Source organism: Flavobacterium ginsenosidimutans (genome assembly GCF_037478105.1).
In the GTDB taxonomy this organism is placed as follows: domain Bacteria; phylum Bacteroidota; class Bacteroidia; order Flavobacteriales; family Flavobacteriaceae; genus Flavobacterium; species Flavobacterium ginsenosidimutans.
Window position 1 is genome coordinate 1,210,972 of record NZ_CP147988.1, and the last position, 26,047, is coordinate 1,237,018.

The 26,047-nt window shown below is 33.3% G+C and carries 22 protein-coding genes; 6 read left to right on the forward strand and 16 right to left on the reverse strand.

Translation table 11 applies throughout. From position 1 onward, the window contains the following. Window position 1 precedes the first annotated feature (1 nt). From V6624_RS05440 to yiaA, 4 genes are all read right to left on the reverse strand, one after another. A complete protein-coding gene (locus V6624_RS05440; protein WP_338841189.1) occupies window positions 2–1,633 on the reverse strand; it encodes a T9SS type A sorting domain-containing protein in 1,632 nt (543 codons plus the stop codon). Window positions 1,634–2,040: 407 nt separating this feature from the next. Further along, on the reverse strand, window positions 2,041–2,688 hold the full coding sequence (locus V6624_RS05445) for a hypothetical protein (RefSeq protein ID WP_338841190.1): 648 nt from the start codon (window positions 2,686–2,688) through the stop codon (window positions 2,041–2,043). Window positions 2,689–2,767: 79 nt separating this feature from the next. Next, window positions 2,768–3,145, reverse strand: a complete 378-nt coding sequence (locus V6624_RS05450) for a DUF4440 domain-containing protein (RefSeq protein WP_338841192.1) — start codon at window positions 3,143–3,145, stop codon at window positions 2,768–2,770. A gap of 234 nt (window positions 3,146–3,379) precedes the next feature. Further along, window positions 3,380–3,850, reverse strand: a complete 471-nt coding sequence (yiaA, locus tag V6624_RS05455) for an inner membrane protein YiaA (RefSeq protein WP_338841193.1) — start codon at window positions 3,848–3,850, stop codon at window positions 3,380–3,382. 126 nt (window positions 3,851–3,976) lie between these two features. On the opposite strand from yiaA, the gene V6624_RS05460 reads away from it, so the two are divergent. Together V6624_RS05460 and V6624_RS05465 are read left to right on the forward strand one after the other, a co-directional pair. Next, window positions 3,977–5,497, forward strand: coding sequence for a hypothetical protein (locus tag V6624_RS05460; protein WP_338841194.1), 1,521 nt, complete (start codon window positions 3,977–3,979; stop codon window positions 5,495–5,497). Window positions 5,498–5,674: 177 nt separating this feature from the next. Continuing rightward, complete coding sequence (locus V6624_RS05465; protein ID WP_338841196.1) at window positions 5,675–6,871, forward strand: PQQ-binding-like beta-propeller repeat protein; 1,197 nt, start codon at window positions 5,675–5,677, stop codon at window positions 6,869–6,871. Between the two features lie 54 nt (window positions 6,872–6,925). Here V6624_RS05465 and V6624_RS05470 read toward each other — a convergent pair whose 3' ends face one another. Together V6624_RS05470 and V6624_RS05475 are read right to left on the reverse strand one after the other, a co-directional pair. Then, window positions 6,926–7,231 (reverse strand): hypothetical protein, encoded by a 306-nt coding sequence (locus tag V6624_RS05470; protein ID WP_338841197.1) that lies wholly within the window; start codon window positions 7,229–7,231, stop codon window positions 6,926–6,928. A gap of 258 nt (window positions 7,232–7,489) precedes the next feature. After that, window positions 7,490–8,332, reverse strand: coding sequence for a leucine-rich repeat domain-containing protein (locus V6624_RS05475; protein WP_338841198.1), 843 nt, complete (start codon window positions 8,330–8,332; stop codon window positions 7,490–7,492). Between the two features lie 178 nt (window positions 8,333–8,510). Here V6624_RS05475 and V6624_RS05480 point away from each other — a divergent pair, with 178 nt between their 5' ends. Continuing rightward, window positions 8,511–8,999 carry a DUF1761 domain-containing protein gene (locus tag V6624_RS05480; protein ID WP_111284769.1) on the forward strand — a complete coding sequence of 163 codons (489 nt, stop codon included), beginning with the start codon at window positions 8,511–8,513 and terminating at the stop codon, window positions 8,997–8,999. 119 nt (window positions 9,000–9,118) lie between these two features. Next, a complete protein-coding gene (locus V6624_RS05485) occupies window positions 9,119–10,264 on the forward strand; it encodes a GNAT family N-acetyltransferase (protein WP_111284768.1) in 1,146 nt (381 codons plus the stop codon). Between the two features lie 192 nt (window positions 10,265–10,456). Here V6624_RS05485 and V6624_RS05490 read toward each other — a convergent pair whose 3' ends face one another. Beyond that, a complete protein-coding gene (locus tag V6624_RS05490; protein WP_111284818.1) occupies window positions 10,457–11,326 on the reverse strand; it encodes a diacylglycerol/lipid kinase family protein in 870 nt (289 codons plus the stop codon). 62 nt (window positions 11,327–11,388) lie between these two features. On the opposite strand from V6624_RS05490, the gene V6624_RS05495 reads away from it, so the two are divergent. After that, a complete protein-coding gene (locus V6624_RS05495; protein ID WP_111284767.1) occupies window positions 11,389–12,351 on the forward strand; it encodes an App1 family protein in 963 nt (320 codons plus the stop codon). Window positions 12,352–12,510: 159 nt separating this feature from the next. On the opposite strand, the gene V6624_RS05500 is transcribed toward V6624_RS05495, so the two are convergent. Next, window positions 12,511–14,430: an ABC-F family ATP-binding cassette domain-containing protein gene (locus V6624_RS05500; RefSeq protein ID WP_111284766.1), complete on the reverse strand. Its 1,920-nt coding sequence runs from the start codon at window positions 14,428–14,430 to the stop codon at window positions 12,511–12,513. Between the two features lie 64 nt (window positions 14,431–14,494). On the opposite strand from V6624_RS05500, the gene V6624_RS05505 reads away from it, so the two are divergent. Continuing rightward, a complete protein-coding gene (locus V6624_RS05505; RefSeq protein WP_338841200.1) occupies window positions 14,495–14,878 on the forward strand; it encodes a DUF983 domain-containing protein in 384 nt (127 codons plus the stop codon). Here V6624_RS05505 and V6624_RS05510 read toward each other — a convergent pair. From V6624_RS05510 to topA, 8 genes are all read right to left on the reverse strand, one after another. Further along, window positions 14,859–15,932 carry an NAD(P)/FAD-dependent oxidoreductase gene (locus tag V6624_RS05510; RefSeq protein ID WP_111284764.1) on the reverse strand — a complete coding sequence of 358 codons (1,074 nt, stop codon included), beginning with the start codon at window positions 15,930–15,932 and terminating at the stop codon, window positions 14,859–14,861. The two genes, V6624_RS05505 and V6624_RS05510, sit on opposite strands and share 20 nt — an antisense overlap. 78 nt (window positions 15,933–16,010) lie before the next feature. Then, entirely contained in the window at window positions 16,011–17,000 is a 990-nt protein-coding gene (gene gldN / locus V6624_RS05515; RefSeq protein ID WP_111284817.1) for a gliding motility protein GldN, read from the reverse strand. A 195-nt stretch (window positions 17,001–17,195) separates the two neighbouring features. Further along, window positions 17,196–18,185 carry a gliding motility protein GldN gene (gene gldN / locus V6624_RS05520; protein ID WP_111284762.1) on the reverse strand — a complete coding sequence of 330 codons (990 nt, stop codon included), beginning with the start codon at window positions 18,183–18,185 and terminating at the stop codon, window positions 17,196–17,198. A gap of 45 nt (window positions 18,186–18,230) precedes the next feature. Further along, window positions 18,231–19,769 carry a gliding motility protein GldM gene (gldM, locus tag V6624_RS05525; RefSeq protein ID WP_111284760.1) on the reverse strand — a complete coding sequence of 513 codons (1,539 nt, stop codon included), beginning with the start codon at window positions 19,767–19,769 and terminating at the stop codon, window positions 18,231–18,233. A gap of 53 nt (window positions 19,770–19,822) precedes the next feature. Then, on the reverse strand, window positions 19,823–20,470 hold the full coding sequence (gene gldL / locus V6624_RS05530; RefSeq protein ID WP_111284758.1) for a gliding motility protein GldL: 648 nt from the start codon (window positions 20,468–20,470) through the stop codon (window positions 19,823–19,825). A gap of 56 nt (window positions 20,471–20,526) precedes the next feature. Next, complete coding sequence (gene gldK, locus V6624_RS05535; protein ID WP_095928630.1) at window positions 20,527–21,921, reverse strand: gliding motility lipoprotein GldK; 1,395 nt, start codon at window positions 21,919–21,921, stop codon at window positions 20,527–20,529. Between the two features lie 262 nt (window positions 21,922–22,183). Then, window positions 22,184–23,335: a formimidoylglutamase gene (locus V6624_RS05540; protein WP_111284756.1), complete on the reverse strand. Its 1,152-nt coding sequence runs from the start codon at window positions 23,333–23,335 to the stop codon at window positions 22,184–22,186. A 6-nt stretch (window positions 23,336–23,341) separates the two neighbouring features. Further along, on the reverse strand, window positions 23,342–25,858 hold the full coding sequence (gene topA, locus V6624_RS05545) for a type I DNA topoisomerase (RefSeq protein WP_111284754.1): 2,517 nt from the start codon (window positions 25,856–25,858) through the stop codon (window positions 23,342–23,344). Window positions 25,859–26,047: the final 189 nt, after the last annotated feature.

Here is a 26,047-nt window from a genome sequence, read left to right on the forward strand (position 1 = left end):
TTTATTTGCCCGTTATTCTTTTAATTACTTTAACTGAGTCTGTTTTAATATCTGTCTTAATATTGATAATGTATATCCCTTCTGCATAATAGCTCAGATCTACCGGAACGGTGCGGCTTGAAATTTTGAAGTTCTGCAATACATGCCCCAGCATATCCACAACAGAAGCTGTTCCTTCCGTATAATCGTAGCCGATAATGACATTGGTAAAAGTGGATACTGGATTAGGTATGGCTTCTATGCTGGCTTTAGCTTTCTCTATTTTGGCCCTGTCTTTAAGCTTAACCACCCAAAAATCATTTGAGCCGATGCTGGAATTTTTATCTTTTGATGAAGAGGAATTTGAAGTCCCTGTCATTAGATAGCCGCCATCTCTGGTTTCTACGACCTTCCTTAAAATATCTTCTCCATTGCTTCCAATTGTTTTATTCCAGAACTCTTCGCCGTCATCTTTGATTTTTAATGCGATATAATCATTAATGCCGTCTTTTTCTTTGCCGGCGCCTGCTTTCTGGGCCATTGCATTTATAAGTGAGCTCTTTATCTCAGTTTTGGCATATCCGCCTATTAAAAATGTTGCATCTACATTCTCTACCAGAGAAGTTAAAATATCAACCTTTCCAAAATCGTATGTTTTGCTCCAGATAACCTCCCCTTCGGAATCTATTTTCAAAAGCCAGAAATCAGTTCCGTTGCCTACAATTCCTCCCATAGAAGTCAATGCGTTTTTGCTGTTTGAATTTCCTCCCGCAATATAACCTCCGTCCGAAGTCTGATGGATTATATAAAGCTGATCGTCTCCATCGGCACCGTAAGTCTTCTGCCATTGGATTTCTCCTTTATCATCGATCTTCAAAATCCAATAATCTCCCAACCCCTGATTGCCATCTGTTTTCTCTCCAGAAACAGGCGAGTTTGAATAGCCCGCTAAAATATAGCCCTGGTCTGCAGTCTGTTCCATACTCCTTAATTCGTCGGCATATTCGCCTCCATAAGTCTTCTGCCATTCGACAGTTCCCGACTTATCCAGTTTGACAATCCAGTAATCCATGCTTCCCCTGCTTTTCTCAGACTTGCTGAACAGATCTTCCTTTGCTGCTGATCCTGCATAAGTTTTTGCTTCAAGCGATGGCTGCGGACCTGAACTCGAAGAGCCGCCCAGAATAAATCCGCCATCTTTAGTCTGAAAGGCGCACAACAGTTCATCCTGGCCTGTTCCTCCAAGTGTTCTCTGCCACTGTTCTCCCCCTGAGGCATCAAGTTTTATAATCCAGAAGTCGCTTAGCCCTTTACAGTCTTCTTTTTTTTGGAAGCCTTTTCCCGAACTGGATGTCCCTGCAAGTATGAATCCGCCATCGCTGGTGATTTTTACGCTTCGAAGAAGATCAAAACCTGAACCGCCAAAGCTTTTCTGCCAGTCCAGTTCTCCTTTTTCAGTCATTTTCCAGACCCAGTAGTCCAAATCTCCGTGATTGTCTTCTTCTCTATTTCCTGTTTTGTCGGAAAGCGAACTTCCAGCCAATATAAAGCCGTAATCGGCTGTGGGCTGGGCATCAAATAGGTAATCGGCGTGGATTCCTCCATAAGACTTCTCCCAAAGAATATCTTGGGAATGTATGGTGATAGGTGCCAAAAGAAGCAGCAGGTAAAGTTTCCGCATATTTATTTTATAAAATTTGACTCTATTAAAATTATGCGGCGAATATATTTCAATAAGAGATCATTTCTTTACGTCTTTCCGTAAAGCTTTAGCTTTTGTTTAAGCTGTTCAAAAACCGAAATTTAAATAATATCATATAGCAAATTGCTTCCAATCAGATTAATTAAAATATCAACAGATATTTTTTTTATTATAAATACACTTATCATAACCGAATACATGAAGTGTTTTTACTCCAATTTATGCAGATAACACCTCATTAAAATCATCAAAAAAGCGGTTAGATAATTGAATGCTTCCCGCTACTAAGACAAAAAGCTTCAGATTTCTCTGAAGCTTTTTTTTATTTTCATGTATTCATGAGCGAGACAGTTCGTTTCTTATATTTTTTGTCCTTCTGATTTAATTTCTACAAAATCTTCATATTTGGTAAAATACTCTAAGCCTAAAATTAAAAGGATCGAGCTTGCATTATATACTTTCTGCATGATAACGGCTAAACCCAAATAACCAAACCCAAATAGGAAAAAGAAACAGTAAAAAGTCAATAAGCAGATAATACAGCAAAATTTAAGCAAATGAAGCTTTGACTTTAAGATAAATATAGTAACAGTAAATAAACCAAACAATGTTAAAATGATCGATATTGTCCCTAAGTCATGTAAGGGAGTTGCAATTAAAAAAATAAACAATACATTGGCAAATCCTATAAATTTTAAAATACTACTCCATTGCCCTGAATTGATTTTTTTAGACATATTGATAAAAAAGACTCCATAACCAATAGACTGGAATGCCATTCCAATAATTGCCCAAATCCTGCCTGGGTTTTCTGCCCCATTTATAGCTTTTTCCGCAAACAAGTTGCTTATGAAATTTTTTGACCAACTAAATCCTATAGAGTTTTTGTCCAGCAATGATCCACCTGGGTAAAATAAGGTTGCTATTGCTATCAAAATCACGGAAATGACCAAACATATCAAAACCGAATATTTAATAACTATTTGCTTAATTGTTAAACTTTCCATTTATTAACTCAAGATTCATTATTTAAGCTTCAGATTCCTCTAAAGCTTTTTTATTTTCTAAACTATTCCCTCTATAGAACTATTTTTTTTCCAGTTCTGTTTCCGTATGCATCACACATGCCCATTTGTTATTTTCTTTAATCCAAGTTGATGTGCAGACACATTTTATAGGTTCTTTTAGATTTTGATCTAATATTTCAAAATCAAGACCATATCCGATTACGGCAGTATTTTCGGCAATTAGCTTTTCTTTTACATTATAAATGTTCAGCACTTTTATTTTATTGGTCTGCCCAGAGTCGAACATATTTTTGAAATCAGCCTCGCTGACACTTTGAATACCATTTTTTCCGGCAACTATACAAGGAAACAGTGTCAAGTTTTTTACCGTTTCATAATCATGATTTTCAACTCCGTGCCAGTATTTTTTCTCTAGTTCTATAATCTGTGTTCCCATACTATCTTGTTGTTAATTAGACATTTCACAAATTTCAAAATTAATATTGAAATAAAGCTGCTTATTTAACATAGATTTAATTTTCGCAAGAAAAGTTTCTTGATCATTGTCTACAAATATTTTGGAATTTTGATAAATGAAAAAAACACCACTTTTTACAAATGGTGTTTTAAATCAAGTTTAGAAAACCTCAAAACTGCACAATTCTGTGACAGTAATGAGGCCCGCTAAAAACTATATATTAGTCGATTCAAATTGCTTAAGATCTCTCGTGTTTTTTTGTACAGCAAGCGCAGAAAACAATCCTAAAACAAATGACATTCCGAAAAATCCTTTTTCGCTTAGAAGTAAATTGGCATTCCAAAGACCAATTATTAATAAGACTATCGAAGCAATTGTACTAAACCAACTTATACTATAATACAAATCGGTTACAGGAATACCTTCTAGTCTATCTCTTACACTTTTTTGAACTGATATTACTGAGAAAAGTCCAAAAAGAAGAATGGTAAAATAATATCCTTTTTCATTGTAAGCCATTGCCGAATTATAAAGACCAATACAATATGCGGTCATACCTATAATTAACGTCATCCAAGATGCACCAACGAAAGCGGCGCTTGGCTTTAAAGGATAAGCATTGTTTAATCTTGCATTTTTTGATTCTGAATTGTTGTTTGATTCATTTGATTTTAGCGGTTCCATAATTTTATGTTTTATAATTATGAAGCAAATGTCCGAATGAAATAGAAGTTGTAAAAGTCAATTTATTTATAAAACTGACGATATAAAAATAGATTTTATTATTTTTATCCAGATAAAATCGCGCTTATGAATGCACTTCAAGAAATAGCAAATATGATGAATGAAACTGAAAAAAAGGCATTCATACATTATCTATCGAAAAAGAACAAACGAAAAGATACAGGAAATATAGAATTATTCAATTCTTTAAAAACTGACGATATAAACATTACAAAAAACATTATAAAAGATAAAAAAAGCACTGATGCGTATCATGCGCTAAGAAAAAGACTTTACGATAACATGATTGATTTCATGGCTAATCGAAGTTTTGAAAATGATACTTCGCAAGAAAATGCAATACTTCGTCTTATTGTAGTAAGCCGTTTATTCTTTGAACATAAATTGACAAAAACAGCTTTCAAATGTCTGGCAAAAGCCGAAGAAATTGCATTAAGCATAGAACATTTTAGTCTTCTCAACGAAATCTATCTGACTCAAATTCAATTTGCTCATTTCAATCTTTCGGAACCAATCGAAAAAATAATACAGAAGTTTAAATCGAACAAAAAAAAGCTCGAATATGAGGAACAGCTTAATTTAGGCTATGCTGTATTGCGTCGGGAACTTGCGGCTATTTATCACGAAGGCCGAATAGTCGATTTTCAGGCTCTCATAAAAAGTACTATTGAGACAAACGGAATATCATTAAAACAAGGATTGACTTTTAAATCGCTGTATCAAATTTTATTTATTGCCAATGAATATGCTTCCATAAATAACAATTACGCGCTTATACAACCTTTTGTTCTCAAAAGTTATCGGTTCATTAGCAGGAAAAACGATTTGACGGATAGGCATTTATATTATCATATTTACATCTTGTACTTTATAGCTAATTTCTATTTTAGAAATGGCCAGTTTACTGAATCTTTGAGTTATCTTGATTTGATGTTTACAGAACTTCAGAAACAATCTGGCAAATATTATCAGCGTTTCTGCCTTCGCTATTTTCTATTATTGGCTTTCAATGAAAATTATCTTGGACATTCGCAAAAAGCAATAGAAATTGCTGAAAAAGCACTTTCTTCCAACAAAAAAGCAGATCCAAACGACAGCAATGACATTCGGCTTATGCTTATCGTTTTTTACATTCAGCAAAATGCTGGACGTAATGCCGTAAAAGAAATGGCAAAATTAAATCATACAGACAACTGGTACGAAAAAAAGATGGGAATGGATTGGACAATAAAAAAATGTCTTGTCGAGATTCTTTTGCATGCACAGCAAGAAAACATAGAACTAGCTTTATCTAGAATAAAAAGTTTTAAACGACGCTATAAAAAATATCTTTTAACGGTAGATGAAGAACGTGTTGTTCAATATCTTTTGTTTGCAGAACAATATGTTATGAAACCCGAAATTATACAAACTCAAAAGTTCCAAAAAGAAATAGAAGATTTTATAATTTCAGCACAAAACGGACCAAAAGATATTTTTATTATGAGTTTCTTATCTTGGTTAGTTGCAAAAGTGAGGAGAAAAACGATCTATGAAACAACACTAAATCTCCTTACAACATATTTTCCTGGCACGCATTCTTCATAACTCTCATCTATTTTTTTTCTATATTTGACACTTGCATCAGTTTCATTTTTTTTGATCGTAAAACATTAAAAAATAAAACACTTTGCTAATATTTAATCTATCTTTTTTACGTTAAATAGTTATATTTTCAACTCAAATAATTGCCTCAAATCACATTATAAAACCTAAATCTTAAAAATGAAAAGACAACTAATAACTTTTTTACTTGTATTTGCTGTTCTAGATATGTTCGGACAAGTTCCTGCAGCTGCAAAACCAGACAAAACTGTTTCTAACACTAAGGCAGAAACAGTCGTTAATAAATCCCTTCGTCCGCTTAAAAAAGTTTCTTTAGATGAAGCGTCAATCTTAATTTATGATTATGATGGTTCTCTTTTTTCATACGATTTAGAATCCGAATCAATCGTTTGGACTGTAAAAGCTGCCGATTCTTTTACTGAAATGTGTGCCAATAAAGTAACAATAGCTGATGGTGTTGTATATGTTCCATTTATAAATGGCGAAATTCTAGCAGTAGACAATCAAACTGGAGATATTTTCTGGAAATCGAGATTAGGAAATGTTACCGATCAGATTGTTTTAAAAGATCAAACTCCGATTATACAAAATGGAAAATTGTATATAACGGCTCAAAATCAGAATCAAAGCAGTAATCTATATGCGCTTAATATAAAAGACGGAAGTTTAGCATGGAGCTACAAATTTGAAACTCCAACTAACGACATTCCGCCTTTGTTTTTTGGCAACAAAATTTTCACGCAAAGCGGAATGAATGTTTATAGTTTTGATGCAAATACAGGAAAAGTCCTTAACCAAAAAACCTTCGAGGAAGTAATGAGCGGACAACCTATAACTGATGGCGAAAATGTATTTATTACAAGCGAAAAAAACACGCTTTTTGCTTTAAGCCCTCAACTTGATGTTGTATGGCAATTTAAATTTGATGAAAATCAATACAATAGCAAGGAACGTATAGTTAGTAAAGACAACAACATCTATTTTGCTGCGCAAGGTTCAACAACTACTTCTATTTATGCTGTAGATTCAAAAACAGGAACTCAGTTGTGGAAAACCGATATTAGTGGTGACAATATTGAATACATTACAAGAGAAAATGACAATCTTTGGGGATATACCCGTAAAAAGAAACTTTTTGAATTGGATTTATCAAATGGTGAAATCGCATATGAGTTAAAATTAACCACTTTGCCTGTTTCAAATATTGAATTTCCAAATGATGACAACTTATTGTATTACTATTGTGATGCAGGTTTAATCCAGTTTGATTTAAAGGAAAAAGACGAAAACGTATATTATATGCGAACTTCTCTAAAAGAAGATATTTATAGTGCTTATTTAAAAATAATCAGATAACAAAAAAGACCATTTTTTCAAATGGTCTTTTTTAATTTCATGTTTTGAGAAAAATTATGCTCTAAACAAAGCATATTTATTGTGATTGTACAAAACTTTATCGTAAGGAACATAAAGCGAAACGATTTTCTCAGTTGATTCATTGAATTTGATTCCGTTATGTTTTCTGAACAAGTAAATTTCTTTTAAACAATTAGAAAGACTTTGGTGAATTTCACTTGTAAAAGTTGGTACTTTTTTATCGCCAACCAAAAGATCAATTTGATAATTTGAACTACTTTTTGATAAGTTATTACCAATAATTCTGATGGTAAAGGTTGTTGGCTTTCCGTATTGTTCACCTTGATATTGTAGTGTCATAATTTTTGCTTATTAAGTGATTAGTAATAGGCGCTGATGACTCAGCTTTTGCTTTTTAAACGGATATTAAAGTTATAAAAAATTTAGACAAACATAACAAAATAAAGTCTAAATTAAATGTTATTTTTTGTGAAACGAAAGGTCTAGAAACCAGAAAACCGTAACGAATTACGGTTTTGGCAATTAACTAAATATATTTAATCAACTTGTTTAACGAGTGTAAAATTCATTCATAAGCATCGATTAATTTTGGGTAAACTATTGTAATTTATTTTCTTGGTTTATTTCTAATAAAAACGGATTTCCATTTTCGTCTATCATTGTCATATTCAAAGCATCTAACAATGCTATTTTCTTTGAAACTTCTCCTGTAAATTTATTGCACGAAAGATTCAATTCGGACAGATTTACAAGTTTCTCAATTGCTTTCGGAACTTCGCCATTAAAATTATTGTCAAATAAGCTTAAATTCTGCAAAGCTGTAAAGTTACTTATTTCTTCTGTCAAACTTCCGCAGAACTTATTATTGTTCAACAAAAGCACTTTCAAACCTGAAATCTTATAAATCGAAACAGGCAATTTTCCTTGAATTTCATTATTGAAAACGGCTAAGATTTCTAACTGATTTAATTTTCCAATTTCTGACGGAAGTTCTCCTGAAATTTTATTCGCAAAAAGCTCCAAATCTTTCAATTTACTCAATTGGCAAATCGAAGATGGAATCATTCCTGACAATCTGTTATCTGAAATATTAAGCGTTTCTAATTCTTTTAAATTAAAAACAGAAGAAGACAAATTCCCTTCAATTTTATTCTTTTCAAGATTTACGGTTTCTAAATTGACAAGATCAAAAAAAGCTTCAGGCAATTTTCCCTGCAAATTATTGTTGGCCAAATCCAATGCAATGACTTTTCCATTTTCAGCTCGAACACCGTACCAAGTTGAAACAGACAAACTTAAATCCCATTTCTTTTTCCACTGTGATCCATTTGTTGCATGATACAATTGTATGAGCGCCTCTTTTTCTTTGTCCGAAACAGTATCTGCCAGCACACTTAGCGAAAACAGAAATGTATAAAGAAAAATAACTAAAACTTTCATAATCGATTTTGCAACTTAATCTGTCGCCTAAATTATACATTTCGCAGATAAAATGCACTATCTCTCGGCAAAGTGTTGATAAAAAATTATCTTGAAAGATTTATACTACTTTTAATATTTCTAAATTCTATTTTATTTTTGATTACATTTGATCAACTAATTCTAAAAACCTCATATTATGGAAATTAACTTCGCTGCATTGTTTCTTGCCGCAATTGTAACATTGGTAACTGGCTTTATTTGGTACAACCCAAAAGTATTCGGAACGATCTGGATGAGAGAAAACAATTTCACTCAAGAAGAGTTACGAAAAGGAAACATGCTTAAAATCTTCGGATTAACGTACATTTTTTCTTTAATGATTACAATGACTTTAATGTCGTTAACCATTCATCAGTCTGGAGCAATCGGAATGGTTGGCGGACCGCCTTTGATCGAAAGCGCAAAACCTTCTTTTGCCGCTTTTATGGCAGATTACGGAATGGCATATAGAACTTTTAAACACGGAGCACTTCACGGATTTATGTCTGGATTATTTTTCGCATTTCCAATTATCGGAATCAATGGTTTGTTCGAAAGAAAATCTTGGAAATATATTTTCATTCATGCTGGATATTGGATGCTAACCTTAACTCTTATGGGCGGAATCATCTGCGGATTCGCTTAATAAAATTCATATATAAACCCGTTTGAAAACTAAATTTCAGGCGGGTTTTCTTAATAATAGCTTAAACCCCATAAGTTATTATAAATATTATCTAATTTTGAAGAAATTAGCTGACTCTTTTGAATACAACATATTCTTTCCAGATTTACAAAAGCGCTTCATTACTGCCTTTAGAATGGAACTCGCTGGCAACAAATAACATTTTTTTGACACGAGAATATCTCGAAGTACTGGAAAACTCTTGTCCAGTAAACATGACTTGTCATTTTATCGGTCTTTTTGAAGAAGAAAAACTAATTGGGATTGTTTTGACTCAATTCTTATTTGCTGAAAAACTCGAATCTTTCGGGGAGCGTGATAAATGCTTAAAAACTTCTGTACGTAATTTTGCTTTAAAGAATTTTGCTTCGCATGTTTTGTTTATTGGAAATAATATGCTTACAGGGCAAAATGCTTTTATTTTTGACAAAGACGTCAAAGAATCTAAAGCTGTCAAAATACTTCATAAAGCTATTAATCAGCTAAAAAAAGACTTAAAAGAAAGCGGAAAGAAAGTACACATTACGAGTATTAAAGATTTTACGGCAAAAGAAATCGAACCTCTTCAAGCTGAATTTAAAAACAATTATACGTTTTCTACCCAGCCAAATATGGTTTTCGAAATCAATGAAAACTGGAAATTAGAACAAGATTATATCGATGCTTTATCTAAAAAATATCGCGATCAATACAAACGTGCACGTAAAAAATCGGAAGGAATTGTAAAACAGCAAATGTCACTTTCTGACATTAAACAGTATGAAGATGTGATTTACGACTTGTATTTTCATGTTGCAAAAAATGCGCCTTTCAATACTTTTTTTCTAGCACGAAATCATTTTAGCTTTTTTAAAGAAATAATGGGAGAAAACTTTCTTCTTTATGGATATTTCTTAGACGAAAAATTAATTGGTTTCAATACTTTAATCAAAAATGGCGATGTCATGGATACTTATTTTCTTGGTTACGACGAAAGTGTTCAGCGCGAAAAAATGCTGTATTTAAATATGCTCTACGATATGATTGCTTATTCTATTAAGAAAGGTTTCAAAGAAATTGTTTTTGCCAGAACAGCTCTTGAAATTAAAAGTTCGGTTGGAGCAAAACCAGTTAAAATGTATGGTTTAATCACACATAGCAATGCTTTAATCAATCATAACATTTCGAGATTTTTCAATTATTTGGAACCAAAAACGGAATGGCAGGAGAGAAATCCGTTTAAATAAAAATGTGTCGCTCCGCTGGAGCTTTTATGATTTGTGAATCAAATATTTTCTACAAATATTTCGCTCCTAATGGAGCTTTCTATAGCTCTGGAAGAGCGACATATTTATAGAAAAATTAGCTATAAAACAAAAAGCTCCAGCGGAGCGACATAATTCAACACCAATATTTCTTCAATAAAGCATCAATCACAATCACGGAACAGCAATTTTCATTTGTTTATGCAAAATATCAATTTCTAAAGAAGTCTGTGCTCCGCAATATTCCCCATCAATTTGAAAATTAACGGGATAATCAGTTTTTATTTCAGCTTTATCTGTCGAAATAATCACAATATCATCTGAATCAATTGGCATATTTCCTGTGATAATTTTTCCAATTAAAAGCAAATCAAGGCTTTTTAAAATTACCAATTCAAACTTTCCATCATTCATAGAACCATTTGGATTTATAATTACACCCGTTCCATATTTCTGCGAATTGGCAATAACGATCATTCTTGCAATATGTTCCACTGTTTTATTATTTGCCGAAATAGTAGCTACAAAAGGTTCTTCAGATTCTTTGAGTGTTGTAAAAGCCTGCAATGCATATCCCCAGAAGCCACGAATATCGCTTTGCTCGTAATTCTTTACCAAATTGGCATTCAATCCAAGGTCGCTTAAATGGATGCTTTTTTTGCCGTTGATGCAAATCATATCCATTTCGATATAATGGTGCAAAAACGCTATTTTAAGGTTCTCCTCTATTCCTGGAGGAAGATTTAAGTCTACTGAAAGTCCGTTTGCTGATCCTGCAGGCAAAATCCCGATTACAACATCTTGATCTTCCATTGCCTCAGCTACCATCTTTATCGTTCCGTCGCCTCCAGCAACAATAATTCGTTCTGGCAGATATTCATCGTATAAATATTGTATCGCTCTTAAATCATTCTTTCCAGTTGTTTCATAAACTTCTAAATCGAAATGATTGGTTGTCGCAAATTCTTGAACAGCATCAATCAAATCAGATTTATCCAAGTCTCCAGAAATAGGATTTACAACAAACAGAATATTCTTTTTCAAAATTTTATTTTTAAAACCAATTAAAATTGAGTAAATTACAGTTACATAAATATACGTAATTAATGAAACCAATTCTACAATTATATCGAGGTTATGCAAATGAGCAAGAGTTAATTGTAATGGGACACGTTTTAAAAAGAGAAAACAAGTACAATTTTGAGAGAAAAAAATTAAAAAATGCTACTTCGATTCTCAAATTGTTCAGAATAAAAACCATTAAAAATTTTGATGTTTATTTGCATTACAACAATGAAGTAATTCATACCAAAACACTCGATGATGGTTATTTTAATTTCTGTATTCCACTAGAAAAAGAAACTCATTTTGGATGGATGCCTTACGAAGTCAGTTTAAAATATAAAAACCAGACCGTAACTTGCGAAGGCAGTTTTATAAGGCCTCACAAAGGAAAACTTGGTATTATATCGGATATTGATGATACTTTTTTGATTTCGCATACGAACAATTTCTTTCGAAAACTTTATATTTTATTATTTAGAAATGTAAATGACCGAAAAGTTTTCAAAGATGTTGTGCCACACTACCAAGCGTTAAGTTCTGCTGGAAGAGATAATGTAGAAGAAGTAAACGCTTTTTTCTACATCTCGAGCAGCGAATGGAATTTGTATCGATTTATTGCCAAATTTACCCGAATTAATAAATTGCCAAAAGCGGTTTTTCTGCTAAAAGATATCAAAAGAGGAATTACCGATTTCTTCATGAGCGGAAGAGGAAATCACGATCATAAATTCGAAAAAATAAGACATGTTGTAGAATTTTATCCGACTTTAAAATATGTTTTAATGGGCGATGATTCTCAACACGATCCAATGTTGTACGAAAGAATCTGCAAAATATTTCCTGTAACAGTAATTGCAGTTTACATTAGGCAAACTGGCAAAAATCAGAAAAAAGAAGTAATAAAGATTTTAAATAATTTAGAAAGTCTGAATGTGTCCGTTTGCTATTTTAAAGAAAGCAGTAAAGCAATTGAACATTCTAGATCGATTGGGATTATTAAGTAGTTTTTCTAGTTATAAGTCACAGTCGCAGTTTTCAGTCACTTATACATGCTTTAATTTGGATTGTCAGAAAATTAAAAACCTTTGTCAAAGGATTAAACTTTGACAAAGGTTTTTAATATAAGTCCCACTGAGACTGTAAACCGCGACTGCGACTAAAAACTACGCATTAAAACTATCAATCTCTTCCGAAACAACTTCCCAATCGATTAATAATTGTTCTAAATCTTCTTTCTTTTTATTATAAGCTGTAAAGAACGAAGCGTCTTCGATATGCTTGTCATAATTGGTTTCCAACATTTTATCGTCATGCTGAATTTGTTTTTCCAATTGCTGAATCTGGCTTTCGATTTTACTTAATCTATTTTGAAGTGCTTTTGTTTTCTTCTGGTCTTCATAAGATATTTTAGCAACCTCTTTTTCTTTTGGAGCCGCTGCTTTTACAACATCTTTTTTCTCAACCTCGCGCATGTTTTCCAAATTACGCTGTTCCAAGAAAAAGTTGATGTCTCCTAAATATTCTTTAATCTTCTGATCTTTAAATTCATAAACGATATTTGACATTCCTTGAAGAAAATCCCTGTCGTGAGAAACTAATAGTAAAGTTCCACCGAATTTTTGAAGGGCCGCTTTTAAAACGTTTTTAGATTTAATATCTAAGTGGTTCGTAGGCTCATCCATTAGCAAGACGTTAATGGGCTGTAACAGCAATTTACAAAGTGCCAAACGGTTACGTTCACCTCCAGAAAGCACTTTCACTTTTTTCTCCACATCATCTCCACGGAACAAAAACGAACCTAACATATCACGCACCTTCATACGATTTGTATCAGTCGCCGCATCTTCCATTGTTTGAAGCAAAGTAATTTCTCCGTCTAAATATTCAGCTTGATTTTGAGCAAAATATCCTAATTGTACATTATGTCCTAATTTGATATTTCCTTGGTATTCAAATTCGTTTACAAGAGCTTTAATGAAAGTAGATTTTCCTTGTCCGTTTTGTCCAACAAAAGCAATTTTACTTCCTCTTTCAACCAGTAAACTAATATCTTTCAGAATCGTTTTGTCTCCGTAAGCTTTCGTTACATGTTCAGCTTCAATAACCACTTTTCCTGGTTCTTTTGAAACTGGAAACGAGATATTCATTACTGAGTTATCATCTTCGTCAACTTCGATTCTTTCTACTTTATCTAATTTTTTAATCAACGATTGCGCCATCGAAGCTTTTGAAGCTTTTGCACGGAATTTCTCGATTAATTTTTCTGTTTCTTCAATCTTTTTCTGCTGATTCTTTTGAGTAGCTAATTGCTTTTCGCGAATTTCATGGCGCAGTTCTAAATATTGAGAATATGGTTTATTGAAGTCATAGGCTTTCCCTAACGAAATTTCGATTGTTCTATTCGTTACATTATCCAAGAACATTTTATCGTGAGATACAATTACGACAACTCCAGGATAATTACGAAGGAAATTTTCTAACCAAATGATACTTTCGATATCTAAGTGGTTAGTAGGCTCATCCAGAAGCAATACATCATTTGATTGTAATAACAGTTTTGCAAGCTCGATACGCATTCTCCATCCTCCAGAGAACGTTTCTGTTTGGTTATTGAAAACTTCTCTTTTAAAACCTAGACCCAAAAGAATTTTCTCTGTGTCTCCCACATAATTATAACCTCCAAGAAGTTCAAAACGATGTGTGTAATCAGATAAATCTTCAATGATTTGCCCGTATTCTTCACTTTCATAATCGGTTCTAGTAACCAATTGATGATTGATTTCTTCCAGTTTTTTCTCTACAACTTTAATCTCTGTAAAAGCTTCATATGCTTCTTCCAAAACGGTTCTTCCTTGTTCAAAATCAATATCCTGACGTAGAAAACCCATTCTGATATCTTTCTCTTGAGAAATAACTCCTGAGTCTGGTTTAAAATCTCCTGCTAGCATTTTTAGCATTGTAGATTTACCTGCTCCGTTTTTACCAACAAGACCAACTCGGTCTCCGGCTCCTAGACGGAAAGTAACTTCTTCAAATAAATATGTTCCTCCAAAAGAAACCGAAAGATTGTGTATATTAAGCATAATTTGTGACTGTTGTTACAAGAAATAAAGGTGTAAAAATGTACCTTTGATAAAATTTTTGCAAATGTTAAAAAAAGGATCGAAACTAAATAGCATTTTAACAGGAAATTGTCCTAAATGCCAAAAAGAAAGCATGTATGAAGACAAAAACCCGCTTCATTTGAGTAAAGTTCTAAAAATGAATGATAATTGCAGCCATTGCGGATTCAAATATCAAATTGAACCATCTTTTTTTTATGGCGCCATGTATGTAAGCTACGGATTAAATGTTGCTGTTGGAATTGCTGCTTTTATTGTTTCTTTTGTCTTTTTTGGAGCAACAATCGAGCAAGCTTTTATTGCAATTATTTTGACTTTAGTTGTTTTATTCCCTTTTGTGCTTCGTCTCTCAAGAAACTTATATATTAATATGTTTGTTTCTTATGATCCTAAGGCTGGTGAGAACTAAGACTTTTCAAGTATCTTTTATGGAATCGCTTAATATCGGCTTCACGATCTAGCGGAATATTATTTTCAATATGATCGTATAATGCTTTTGCCATCGCTGGACCAAGCATTACGCCACGAGTTCCTAATCCATTTAAGATATGAAGAGATTTATAAACTTCGTGAGTTCCAAGTAAAGGTCTTCTATCTGAAACCGTTGGACGCACTCCGCCAAAATGCTTAACGATTTCAAAATCGCATGTAATAATTTCTTTTATGCGGTCTAAAAGTTCTTGTTTTCCTTCCTCTGTTGGTATATCGGTTTTGTCTTGCCAATTATAAGTTGCACCAACTTTAAATAAATTGTCGCCAAGAGGTAAAATAAAAACGCTCGTGTTTACAATTACATCCAGATTTAAATCAGGTGCTTTTATTATAAACAATTCTCCTTTTGTACCGTCTAACGGAAGATAATTGAAAAAAGGATTTTTATGCATTCCAAAACCTTCTGCAAAAATGATATGACGCGCTTGAATGTTTTTATATTGAATTCCAGAGTCTAAAAATTCGATAAGAGCGCTGTCAAAAGATTCTTCGAGTAACAAATCATTCTGAAGTAAATATTCCCGATAAGTGTCAAGAAGTAAAGCAGTATTTACATATCCCGTATGCAAGACTTCTCCGTAATCGTAAGGAGAATCAATACTTTTATATTTTTGGGTAATTAATTTAGTTGACAAAAAAGGAGCTAAGTTTATTTTATCAGAAGCTGCGAACCAGTTATTTTGTTCTTCAATTGAAAAGAACTTTCTCAAAACCGGCATTTTAAAATTGAATTTTTCTTTCAATTTATCCTCAATCTGATTGTAAAAATCATTCATTAAAACCAACTGTTCTTGTGCTTTCCAAACTTCACTAAAGCGTTTTAAAATGACAGGATTATACAGACCGCCAGCAACTCTAGAAGAATGCTGCGATTTATTATCAACAAGTAAAATAGTTTTATTGTTTTTAAGGGCAACTTCAGCGAAAGAAATTCCAGCCAAACCAGATCCGACGATTAAATAATCAAGCATTGTGCAGTGTATAGATAAAATAAAAAAACTCTTACTACAAAGGTAGCAAGAGTTTTTCTTATAATGTCGTTTGAGAACTTAGTAATTCCACATATCTTCTTCAAAATTACGAATCTTCTCTTTTACTCTCTCAGATTCTAACAACTGATTCTGAGCATTGTCTTTCATGTAATCTTTAATATCACGATCACCATACATATTTTCTTCTCTGTAAATAATCGCATTGAATCTTCTCGAATTCAAAATCTGGTCAAATGAAATAGGAAGTGCCGAGTTTTGATCGTTGAAAGCTTTTGCCTCGTGCAAGACTTCACGCGCATTGGGGAAGAAAACCCAGAATAACTCAATATAATCTTTCTCGTCACTATTCATCGTGTAGACATCAGGAGTTACGGGACATATACCAAGCAAACGATATTTCAATTCACTTTGTCTCTTATCAAAATACCAGTATCCTTTAATTTTATACTGACTTACATCAGCAGATGTAAGATCTTGCTTTAAAATGTATTCAGCCGGAACTGTTCTTTTTGGTCCAACCGTTTCTTCAACGTAGTTTACTTTTTTGTTTTTACCGAAACCAGTAACCACTTTCTTTTTAACGACGCGCGATCTATAATCGTCCGGATATTGATTGATAAGTTCTCGACCGCCATCTGTTGTATCAACACGTGATAATGCTCCTTCTATATCTTTCAAAGATTTTTTGGTATTAAAATAACTATCCGCATACACTTCAGTTATTCTACCATTTTTTATCCCCTTGGTTAAGACATCATAAAGAGAACGTCTATCTGCACCAATGTTTGCAGTGTCTACAGGAAAATACAATGGAAAATTAATTTTCTCATTCAGGTCAATAATTTCCCAAACTGTTTTTCCCATTAAAATATCGCGATCATCTACATAACCATAAGCTAGTGGCTTATCATTATCAGATATCATCTGAGCGGGTGTCTTCATGCCAATTTGGTCAGCAGTTTTGGCATTAAGTAAATTAGACTGTGCGTTAGAAGCAAAGCTTGAAGCAACAGTAACAATAACAACTAAAAAATTTCTTACTTTCATCATGATAACTTTTACAAGACATTAAACGAAATTTTATTAAAAATATTGCTTTATTTTTCTTACATAAATAAAATTATTTTTACTTGCCGAAGTTATTCTCGCAAAAGCTACAATCTAATTCTGTTTTATCCACATAAAAAAAACTCTTACTACAAAGGTAGTAAGAGTTTTTCAGATATTTTGTTATGTATCAACTTAGTAGTTCCACATATCTTGTTCGAAATTGCGAATTTTTTCTTTCACTCTTTCAGATTCTAACAACTGATTTTGAGCGTTGTCTTTCATGTAGTCGCTAATTGCTCTGTCTCCATAAAGATTTTCCTCTTTGTAAACAACAGCATTAAAACGTCTAGAATTTAAAATCTGATCAAATGAAATCGGAAGAGCTGAGTTGTTATCATTGAAAGCTTTTGCTTCATGCAATGCTTCTCTAGAATTTGGGAAGAATACCCAAAACAATTCAATATAATCCTTTTCATCACTATTCATTGTATAAACGTCAGGAGTTACAGGACAAATTCCTAGTAAACGATATTTCAATTCACTTTGACGTTTGTCAAAATACCAGTATCCTTTAATTTTATACTGAGTAACATCTGCAGCAGTAAGGTCTTGTTTCAAGATATATTCAGCAGGAACTGTTCTTGATGGTCCAACTGTTTCTTCAACATAATTAACCTTTTTGTTTTTACCGCTACCAGTAACTACTTTTTTCTTCACAACACGTGATTTGTAGTCGTCTGGATATTGGTTGATTAACTCTCTACCAGCATCTGTTGTATCAATACGAGATAATGATCCTTCGATATCTTTCATAGATTTTTTAGTATTGAAATAACTATCAGTATATACTTCAGTTACTTTCCCACCTTTAATAGCCTTAGTAAGGACGTCATATAAAGAACGTCTGTTAGGACCAATATTAGCTGTATCTACCGGAAAATATAATGGAAAGTTAATTTTTTCATTCAAATCAATGATTTCCCATGTAGTTTTCCCCATCAAAATATCTCTATCATCTACGTAACCGTAAGCCAATGGCTTATCATTATCAGATATTAATTGAGCAGGAGTTTTAAGTCCGATCTGAGCAGGAGTTTTAGCGTTAAGCAAATTAGATTGCGCATTAGAAGCAAAACCTCCAGCGATAGAAACAATAGCTATTAAAAAATTTCTTACTTTCATCGTGGTATCGTTATAAGATATTGAATGTAGTTTACACTACCTTTATTATTGTATTTCGTAAATTACTGGAGCAGTTCTTGGCAATAAATAACTACCAGCTCCAACAAGTTTAGTTTTAATTTCAGAAATAGTAACTTGGTCTCCTTTACCTGCTCTTGAAAGTACTTGTTTACATTGTGCATTCATTTTGTTTCCTGTAACAACAACTGTAGGCTGTCCAGCAATTTTCATATTGAATCCAACAACATCTAAACCAACTTCAAAATCAAAATCAAGAAGTTTAGCACCAATAGTAGCAATCTCTAAGTTAGATTTAGGACCTTTAACAACTCCCATTTCTCCTCTGATTGTTCCTGTTGGACCAGGAATACCTTTAATTCTAAATGTTTTCTTATCAGTTACTTTATCACCGTTTGGCAATGTACCAGTTACAGAAATTGTAGTTTCAGTACCTTGACCTGGGCTCATGTTATATTTTCCTGGTTTTCCAGCAGAAGCTAAACCTGGCGCACTAGCAACAATTTTGTTAGCATCAACACCAGCGAAAGATACAGAGATTGGGTTAACAACACCTCTATATACAACGTTCATTTTATCTGCAGAAATTGTAGCAGCGTTTGGTCTAGGAACTACAACATATTTTCCAGAGAATTTCAAAGGAATGTTTTTACCATCTTCTAAGAAAGTAAATTGTCCGTTGATGTCTTGTTCTCCAACTCCACCTGCAGTTAAAGAGATAACAGCTTGTCCGTTAACAATTTGTCCAGGACCTTGGAATGAAGTAGGTGTAGTGTTTTCATCATAACGACCTAAAACAACTTTACCAGTAACTTTTTCTCCTTGGAAGTAAGCGTTTTTGTCTAAAACAACAATCGCTTGGTAGTTGCTGTAAGAAGCAGCAGCAACTGCAGCTTTTCCTAATGCACTGTTGTAAACGTCAGTTTCTGCTTTTTTAACGTCATTTTGCCAAGCTGAAAGCTTTGCAGCTGATGCAATTGCAGGGAACCCTTTAAAGTGGTAAGCTAAGTATTTTTCTTTTATACCTTCTTTGTTTTTCACGTCAGAAACATCAAATTTCTTTTCAATCTCTGCGATAATTGGACCATATTTTTTATCACTTAAAGCAGCTTTCATGTCCGCTTTATATTTTTCGATTTTAGCGATAATTTCGTTACCTTTTTTAGTGTAACCGTCTCCTGTAAACCAGTCGTCGATATTATCACCTCTATCCATTGCCTCGTAAGGTAATTTTCCAGTTTCTTTTTCAACTTCGAAACCTTTGATAGATTGAGCTTTTAAGCTTCCGATATAATCATAAAATTCTTTAGAAATAGTTTCAACTTTGTGAGCAGTAACTGCAGCAATAGCGAATTCACCTTTTGCTTCAGCAGCTTTCTGATCTAATGATTGAAGCAAAGAAGTATTTGTTGTTACTGATGAAGTATTTGCAGCTTCAAACTTTTCATTCATCAAACCAAAAGCAGAAATAACTTCTTTTGATACGTTCATTGCTAACATTGCGATGAAAACCAGATACATCAGGTTGATCATCTTCTGTCTAGGGGTTAATTTTCCTCCTGCCATTTTTTTCTAATTAGTTCTTTATTAATAAAATTTAATATTTAGTTAAAAACTAATTATCCTTTGTTACTCATTGCAGAAAGCATACCACCGTAAACACTGTTTAAAGAAGCAATGTTTGCAGTCATAGACGCCATTTGTTCTTTTAATTTAGAAGCGTTTTCAGCGATTTCTTTGTTAGCTTCAGCGTTTCTAGAAGCGCTTTCTAACTGTACTTTATATAAACTGTTTAATGATTCCATTTGAGCAGCAGCCAATGATAATTCTTCACCATATTTTTTAGTAGAAGCGATAGAATCAACAGTTGGAGCAATTCCTTTAGCAGCAGATTCGAAGTTTTTGATGCTGTTTCCTAAACTTGACATTAATTCACCGTCAATTTTAGCTTCTTTTAATAATGAATCAAGTTTTTGAGATAATAATCCTTGTGCATCAGTTGGAGTTTCAGATTTAGCTTTTTTCTCTCTAGCTTGTCCGTTAGCTAATTCTGGGTAAACTAAAGTCCAATCTAATTCGTCTTCAACTGGTTCAAAAGCAGAAAGCGCAAAAATTAATGCTTCAGTTAATAATCCTACTGAAAGCATAACTGTTCCTGTTAATGGTCCAATCTCAAAGTGAGTAATTTTGAATAAAGCTCCAACGATTACCACTGCCGCTCCCATACCATAAGCGAAATTCATTGCTTTTTTACTTAATAATGCCATAATACTTTTTTTTTAGGTTTTAAAATAGATTTGTTGGATATTGATAAAATTATAAATTACTTTTTTCTGTTTCCGGTAACTTGCGTTCCCATGTAATCTTGTACAGTTCTGAATCCGATGTAACTTCTAGCTGAATCAGCATATTCGTGGTCACGAGTACTTACCTGTAGGAAATAAGCAACGTCTTTCCAAGAACCTCCACGAACAACTTTTCTTTGATTTTTACCATCAATTACGTTTGGATTCATTGTTGATACATATTCGTAAGCATTTGGATTGTAAGCTGAATCTGTCCACTCTGAAACGTTTCCTGCCATGTTGTATAATCCGTAACCATTTACGTCATATGATTTTGCTTCAACTGTATATAAAGCTTCGTCAGCAGCATAATCTCCTCTACTTGGTTTAAAGTTTGCTAAGAAACAACCTCTATCACTCTTAGTATAAGGACCTCCCCAAGGGTAAGTAGCAGACTCCAGACCTCCTCTAGCAGCGTACTCCCACTCTGCCTCAGTTGGTAATCTGAAAGAGTTTACAAGATCACGTCCTTTTTTCTTAGATTTAATATAACTGTTTTTGTTTAAAGTTCTCCAAGCACAGAATGCTTTAGCTTGTTTCCAAGTTACACCAACTACTGGATAATCTCCATAAGCCTTGTGCCAGAAATAATCATTGTGCATTGGCTCATTATATGAATAAGCGAAATCTTTAATCCAAACTGCAGTATCAGGATAAACGTTTACCTGCTCAGTTTTTACGAAGTCACTTCTTTTTCCAACTTTTGCTTTTGCAGCAGCTTGAATATCCATCCAAGAATAACGGAATTTCAATTTATTTACATCAATTGTTCTTAAACCATTGTATGATTCTTCAATTGGCAAATACATAGAATCCATTACTTCAGCGTAATACTCATCTGGATATGCTTTTGTATCTTTAATTAACTTAACTTTTCTGTTTAGTTTTCTTCCAGCATATGGATCATCTTTTGTACCAACACTATAATAGTTGTCGTACATATATTTATCATAAGCTGTCATTTTTTCTGGATCAGAATCATTAAAAGCGTAGTCAGCAATGCTTCCGCCTTTTTTACCTTTTCCATCAGTAGCTTTTTGCCCTGTTTCGTCAGCTAAAATTGCTAAACGAACTCTCATTGTAGAGTCTTTTACCCACTCCACAAATTGACGATACTCACTATTTGTAATCTCAGTTTCATCCATGTAAAATGAACGAACTGTTACAGTTTTAGTTGGAGCATCTTCTACGTTAGCTAAATCAGCATCTGATTTACCCATAATAAAAGATCCACCCGGAACTAATGTCATTCCATAAGGCTTCTCAGGATGCCATTTCCCTCCTGTAACACCGACTAATTCACCTTTGTCACCAGACTTACCACAGCCGATTACTAGTGTTAACATTGCTGCAAATGCAATAAACTTCTTCATATAAATTTGGGATTATCTATTCATTATTAAAAGTCCGTAAACGTATTTATTATTTATCTAAAAAACAATACTACTTGCGAATTTATTTTACCGTTCAAAAATAATGTTAAATAAAATAAAAAAAAAATATTTCATCGATAAACTGTTTTAAAAAATCGATGTAGGACGTTAATTTTTATATTTTATATTCTTTTTCCTACTAAACTATTTTAACCTTTTTTTGCAAATTTTAAAAAGTTAAGATTTCACTTATCTTTTTATCTTACAAAGAATTTTTTCTTTGCGCTTTCCACCATCTTTCTGGCAATTCTTGATTGCAAGCCGACAAATATTCGTCGTACGAACAGGGTAATAACGTATTTCTTTTTAATTTATTGCTGCCGTTTGATTCAAATGGAATTTCGATCCACCAGCGATCTGTTTTATCACTTTTATAAAATATTAATTCCTCTTCATCCAGCGGAACTATATACTTTAAATAATTTGCTCGACTTCCAAATGGATATTCTTTCGAACGATAATGATAGCCTTCTATAAAATACCATACAATCTGAGAAATAATAACTGACTCAGCCATTGTACTGTTGTGATTAAACACTCCAAAAGCAGAAACTTTATCACTAATTCCGGCATATCTTGCTAAAGCGCAAATCTCTTTTCCATTAAATCCGTTAGGTTCAAACGTAACTGTATTTCCTGAAGCCGAAGATTTTACCGAGTTTAAATCAATACTCACTAAATCTGCATCTCTAAAAACAGGCTCGGCTAAAGTAATTTTATTTGAAATTTCTCCCAAACGATAAGCATCAAAAAACAGTTTTTCGATCAAATCGATTTCTTCCTGTGAATTATAATAGGTTTGATATCCTATATTACAGTAATTAAAAAGATTGTTTGGTTCGTCGATAATGATTTTTGTCAAGTAAGAATTGGCAGAAACTGACTCATTTTCTTTTCCAAAATCAAATTTATTATCAACAGCAACTAGATTTACCATTTGCTCTAAATCATCATAAGCACGATATAAAGCATAAGTCAAATCCTGTGAACCCCCTAGGACTATAGGAATGATTTTATTCTTGATTAATGCAGCCGTAACTTTCTTTAATGCAAAATAAGTATCTTCTACAGAATCTCCAGCAAGTATATCTCCTAAGTCTGCAATTGAAGCATCCCAGTTGCCAGGAAACATGCTATATAGTTTTTTACGAACAGCAGTAAGATTAACTTCATTAATCATATTGATGTTTGTACGATCTTCTAAAACACCAATTATAGCGATATTAATTTGCTCAATATCAGGAAACTGATCTTGTGTATGAAAGACAACTTTGCTTCCAAGTTCTTGCGAAGACAGCGAACTGACAAATTTCACAATTGTATCGTTAACTGGTTCTAGAAAATCAAATCCCATCTATATTTATTTCTTTTTAGCAGCCGTTTTTTTAGCTGGAGCTTTTTTTGTTGTCGTTGTCTTTTTTGCTGCAGTTTTCTTTGCAGGTGTTTTTGCCTCAATCATTTCTTGAACTTGACTTAATGTCAATTTTGTAGCATCAACATCTTTACTCAATTCAATTTTGATTTTACCTTTTAGAATTACAGAACGTCCCCAACGAGCTTTTTCTACTACAATTCCTTCTTCTTCCCAGTTATGAATAACTTTATCGATGTTTTTCTGAAGTTTGTCTTCAATCAATTCTTCAACATCCGCTTGTGATAAATTGTCGAAATTGTATTTTTTACTCACATTCACAAAAAGTCCGTTCCATTTGATGAATGGTCCAAAACGTCCCACACCTTTTTGAACGCCTTCACCTTTATAAACTGCAATTGGCGCATCAGCAAGTGCTTTTTCGTCAATTAATTCCTGAGCTCTTTCTTTAGAAACATTCAGCGGATCTTCTCCTCTTGGCAATGAAATAAAAACGCTTCCGTGACGAACATAAGGGCCATAACGACCGTTGTTTACTTCAACTTCTTCTCCTTTATATTCACCTAAACTTTTAGGAAGTAAAAATAAATTTAAAGCTTCTTCAAGTGTAATGTTTCCTATATTTTGGTCCGCCATTAAGCTGGCAAACTTTTTATCCTCATCATCTGCTTCTCCAATCTGTGCCATTGGCCCAAATTTTCCTAAACGAACAGAAACTTGTCTTCCGTCTGCGTCTTTTCCTAAAATTCTTTCCCCACTTTCGCGTTCAGCATTTGCCTCAACCTCTTTTACATTTGGATGAAATTGATTGTAGAAATCTTGCATCATTATTGCCCAGTCGATATTTCCTTCGGCAATTTCGTCAAAGTCTTGCTCTACTTTTGCAGTGAAATTATAATCTAAAATGTTTCCGAAATTCTTCACCAAGAAATCAGTAACAATAGTTCCAATATCTGTAGGAACTAATTTTCCTTTATCAGAACCTGTATTTTCTTTTAGAAGTTTTTCTCCTACTTTATTATTCTGTAAAGTAAGTTGTGTATAATTACGTTCTACACCTTCAAGCGTTCCTTTTTCAACATAATTTCTATTGATAATTGTTGAAATAGTTGGCGCATAAGTAGAAGGACGCCCAATTCCAAGTTCTTCCAGTTTTTTAACCAAAGATGCCTCCGTATAACGTGCAGGCGGTCTTGAATATCTTTCAGTAGCCGTAATATAGTTACTAGATAATTTTTCGTTAACTTTTAATGCAGGAAGCATTCCCTCTTGTTCTTCTTCATCGTCATCATGACCTTCCAAATACACTTTTAAGAAACCTTCAAAAAGTAAAACTTCACCAGAAGCTGTAAAAACTTCGCTATGATTATCTGCTTCGATTTTTACGTTTGTTCTTTCAAGCTGTGCGTCGCTCATTTGCGAAGCTAAAGTTCTTTTCCAGATTAAATCGTATAAACGAGCTTGATCACGGTCGATATTCACGGTATGACGCGACATATCTGTTGGACGAATTGCTTCGTGCGCTTCTTGAGCTCCTTTGTTTTTATTAGCAAAAACACGAGGTTTTGAATATTCTTTTCCGTAAGATTTGATAATTTCTGCTTCTGCAGCATGCATTGCTTCTTTAGAAAGATTCACAGAATCAGTTCTCATATAAGTAATAAGTCCTGCTTCGTATAAACGCTGTGCTAACTGCATCGTGATTCCAACTGGCAAGTATAATTTTCTTGCCGCCTCTTGTTGCAACGTAGAAGTTGTAAAAGGTGATGTTGGCGATTTTTTGGTAGGTTTAGTTTCTAAATCTGCTACCTTATATTTAGAACCGATATTTTGATTTAAGAAATCTTCGGCTTCTTTTTTAGTATTGAAGTTTTTAGGCAGTTTTGCTTTGAAAACTTTTCCAGCTTCATTTACAAATTCTGCAACAATAGAATAAGTTGCAACTGCATTAAAACTTTGAATTTCACGTTCTCTCTCTACAATTAAACGAACAGAAACCGATTGTACACGACCAGCAGAAAGTCCGCCTTTGATTTTTCTCCATAAAACTGGAGACAATTCGTAACCTACTAAACGGTCTAATACTCTTCTCGCCTGCTGTGCATTAACTAAATTATAATCAATTTCTCTTGGATTATCGATTGCTTTTAGAATAGCAGACTTTGTAATTTCGTGAAAAACAATTCTTTTGGTCTTTTTTCTATCTAGTTTTAATTCTTCCGCCAAGTGCCATGAAATAGCTTCTCCCTCGCGGTCCTCATCGCTTGCTAACCAAACCGTTTCGGCATTCTTAGAAAGTGATTTTAGTTTCGTTACCAAGGCTTTTTTATCCGGGGAAACTTCATATTTAGGTTTAAAACCATTCTCTACATCTACCCCTATTTCCTTTGATGGTAAGTCGGCTATGTGACCATAACTCGACTCCACCTGAAAATCACTCCCGAGGAATTTCTCGATCGTTTTCGCCTTTGCAGGTGACTCCACTATTACTAAATTCTTTGCCATTGCTCTATTTTTCTGCAACAAAAGTATTTATTTTTTTTAAATATTAACCTTACGAATGCATTTTTGAAGTATTTTGATATTATGAAACTTAAAATTGCAGATTTATCTGTAATATTCTCTATAATATATATAGGTATAACTTTTAATGATTTCTGACAGAGAAATTCCTTTATTTTAGATTTCAGAGTT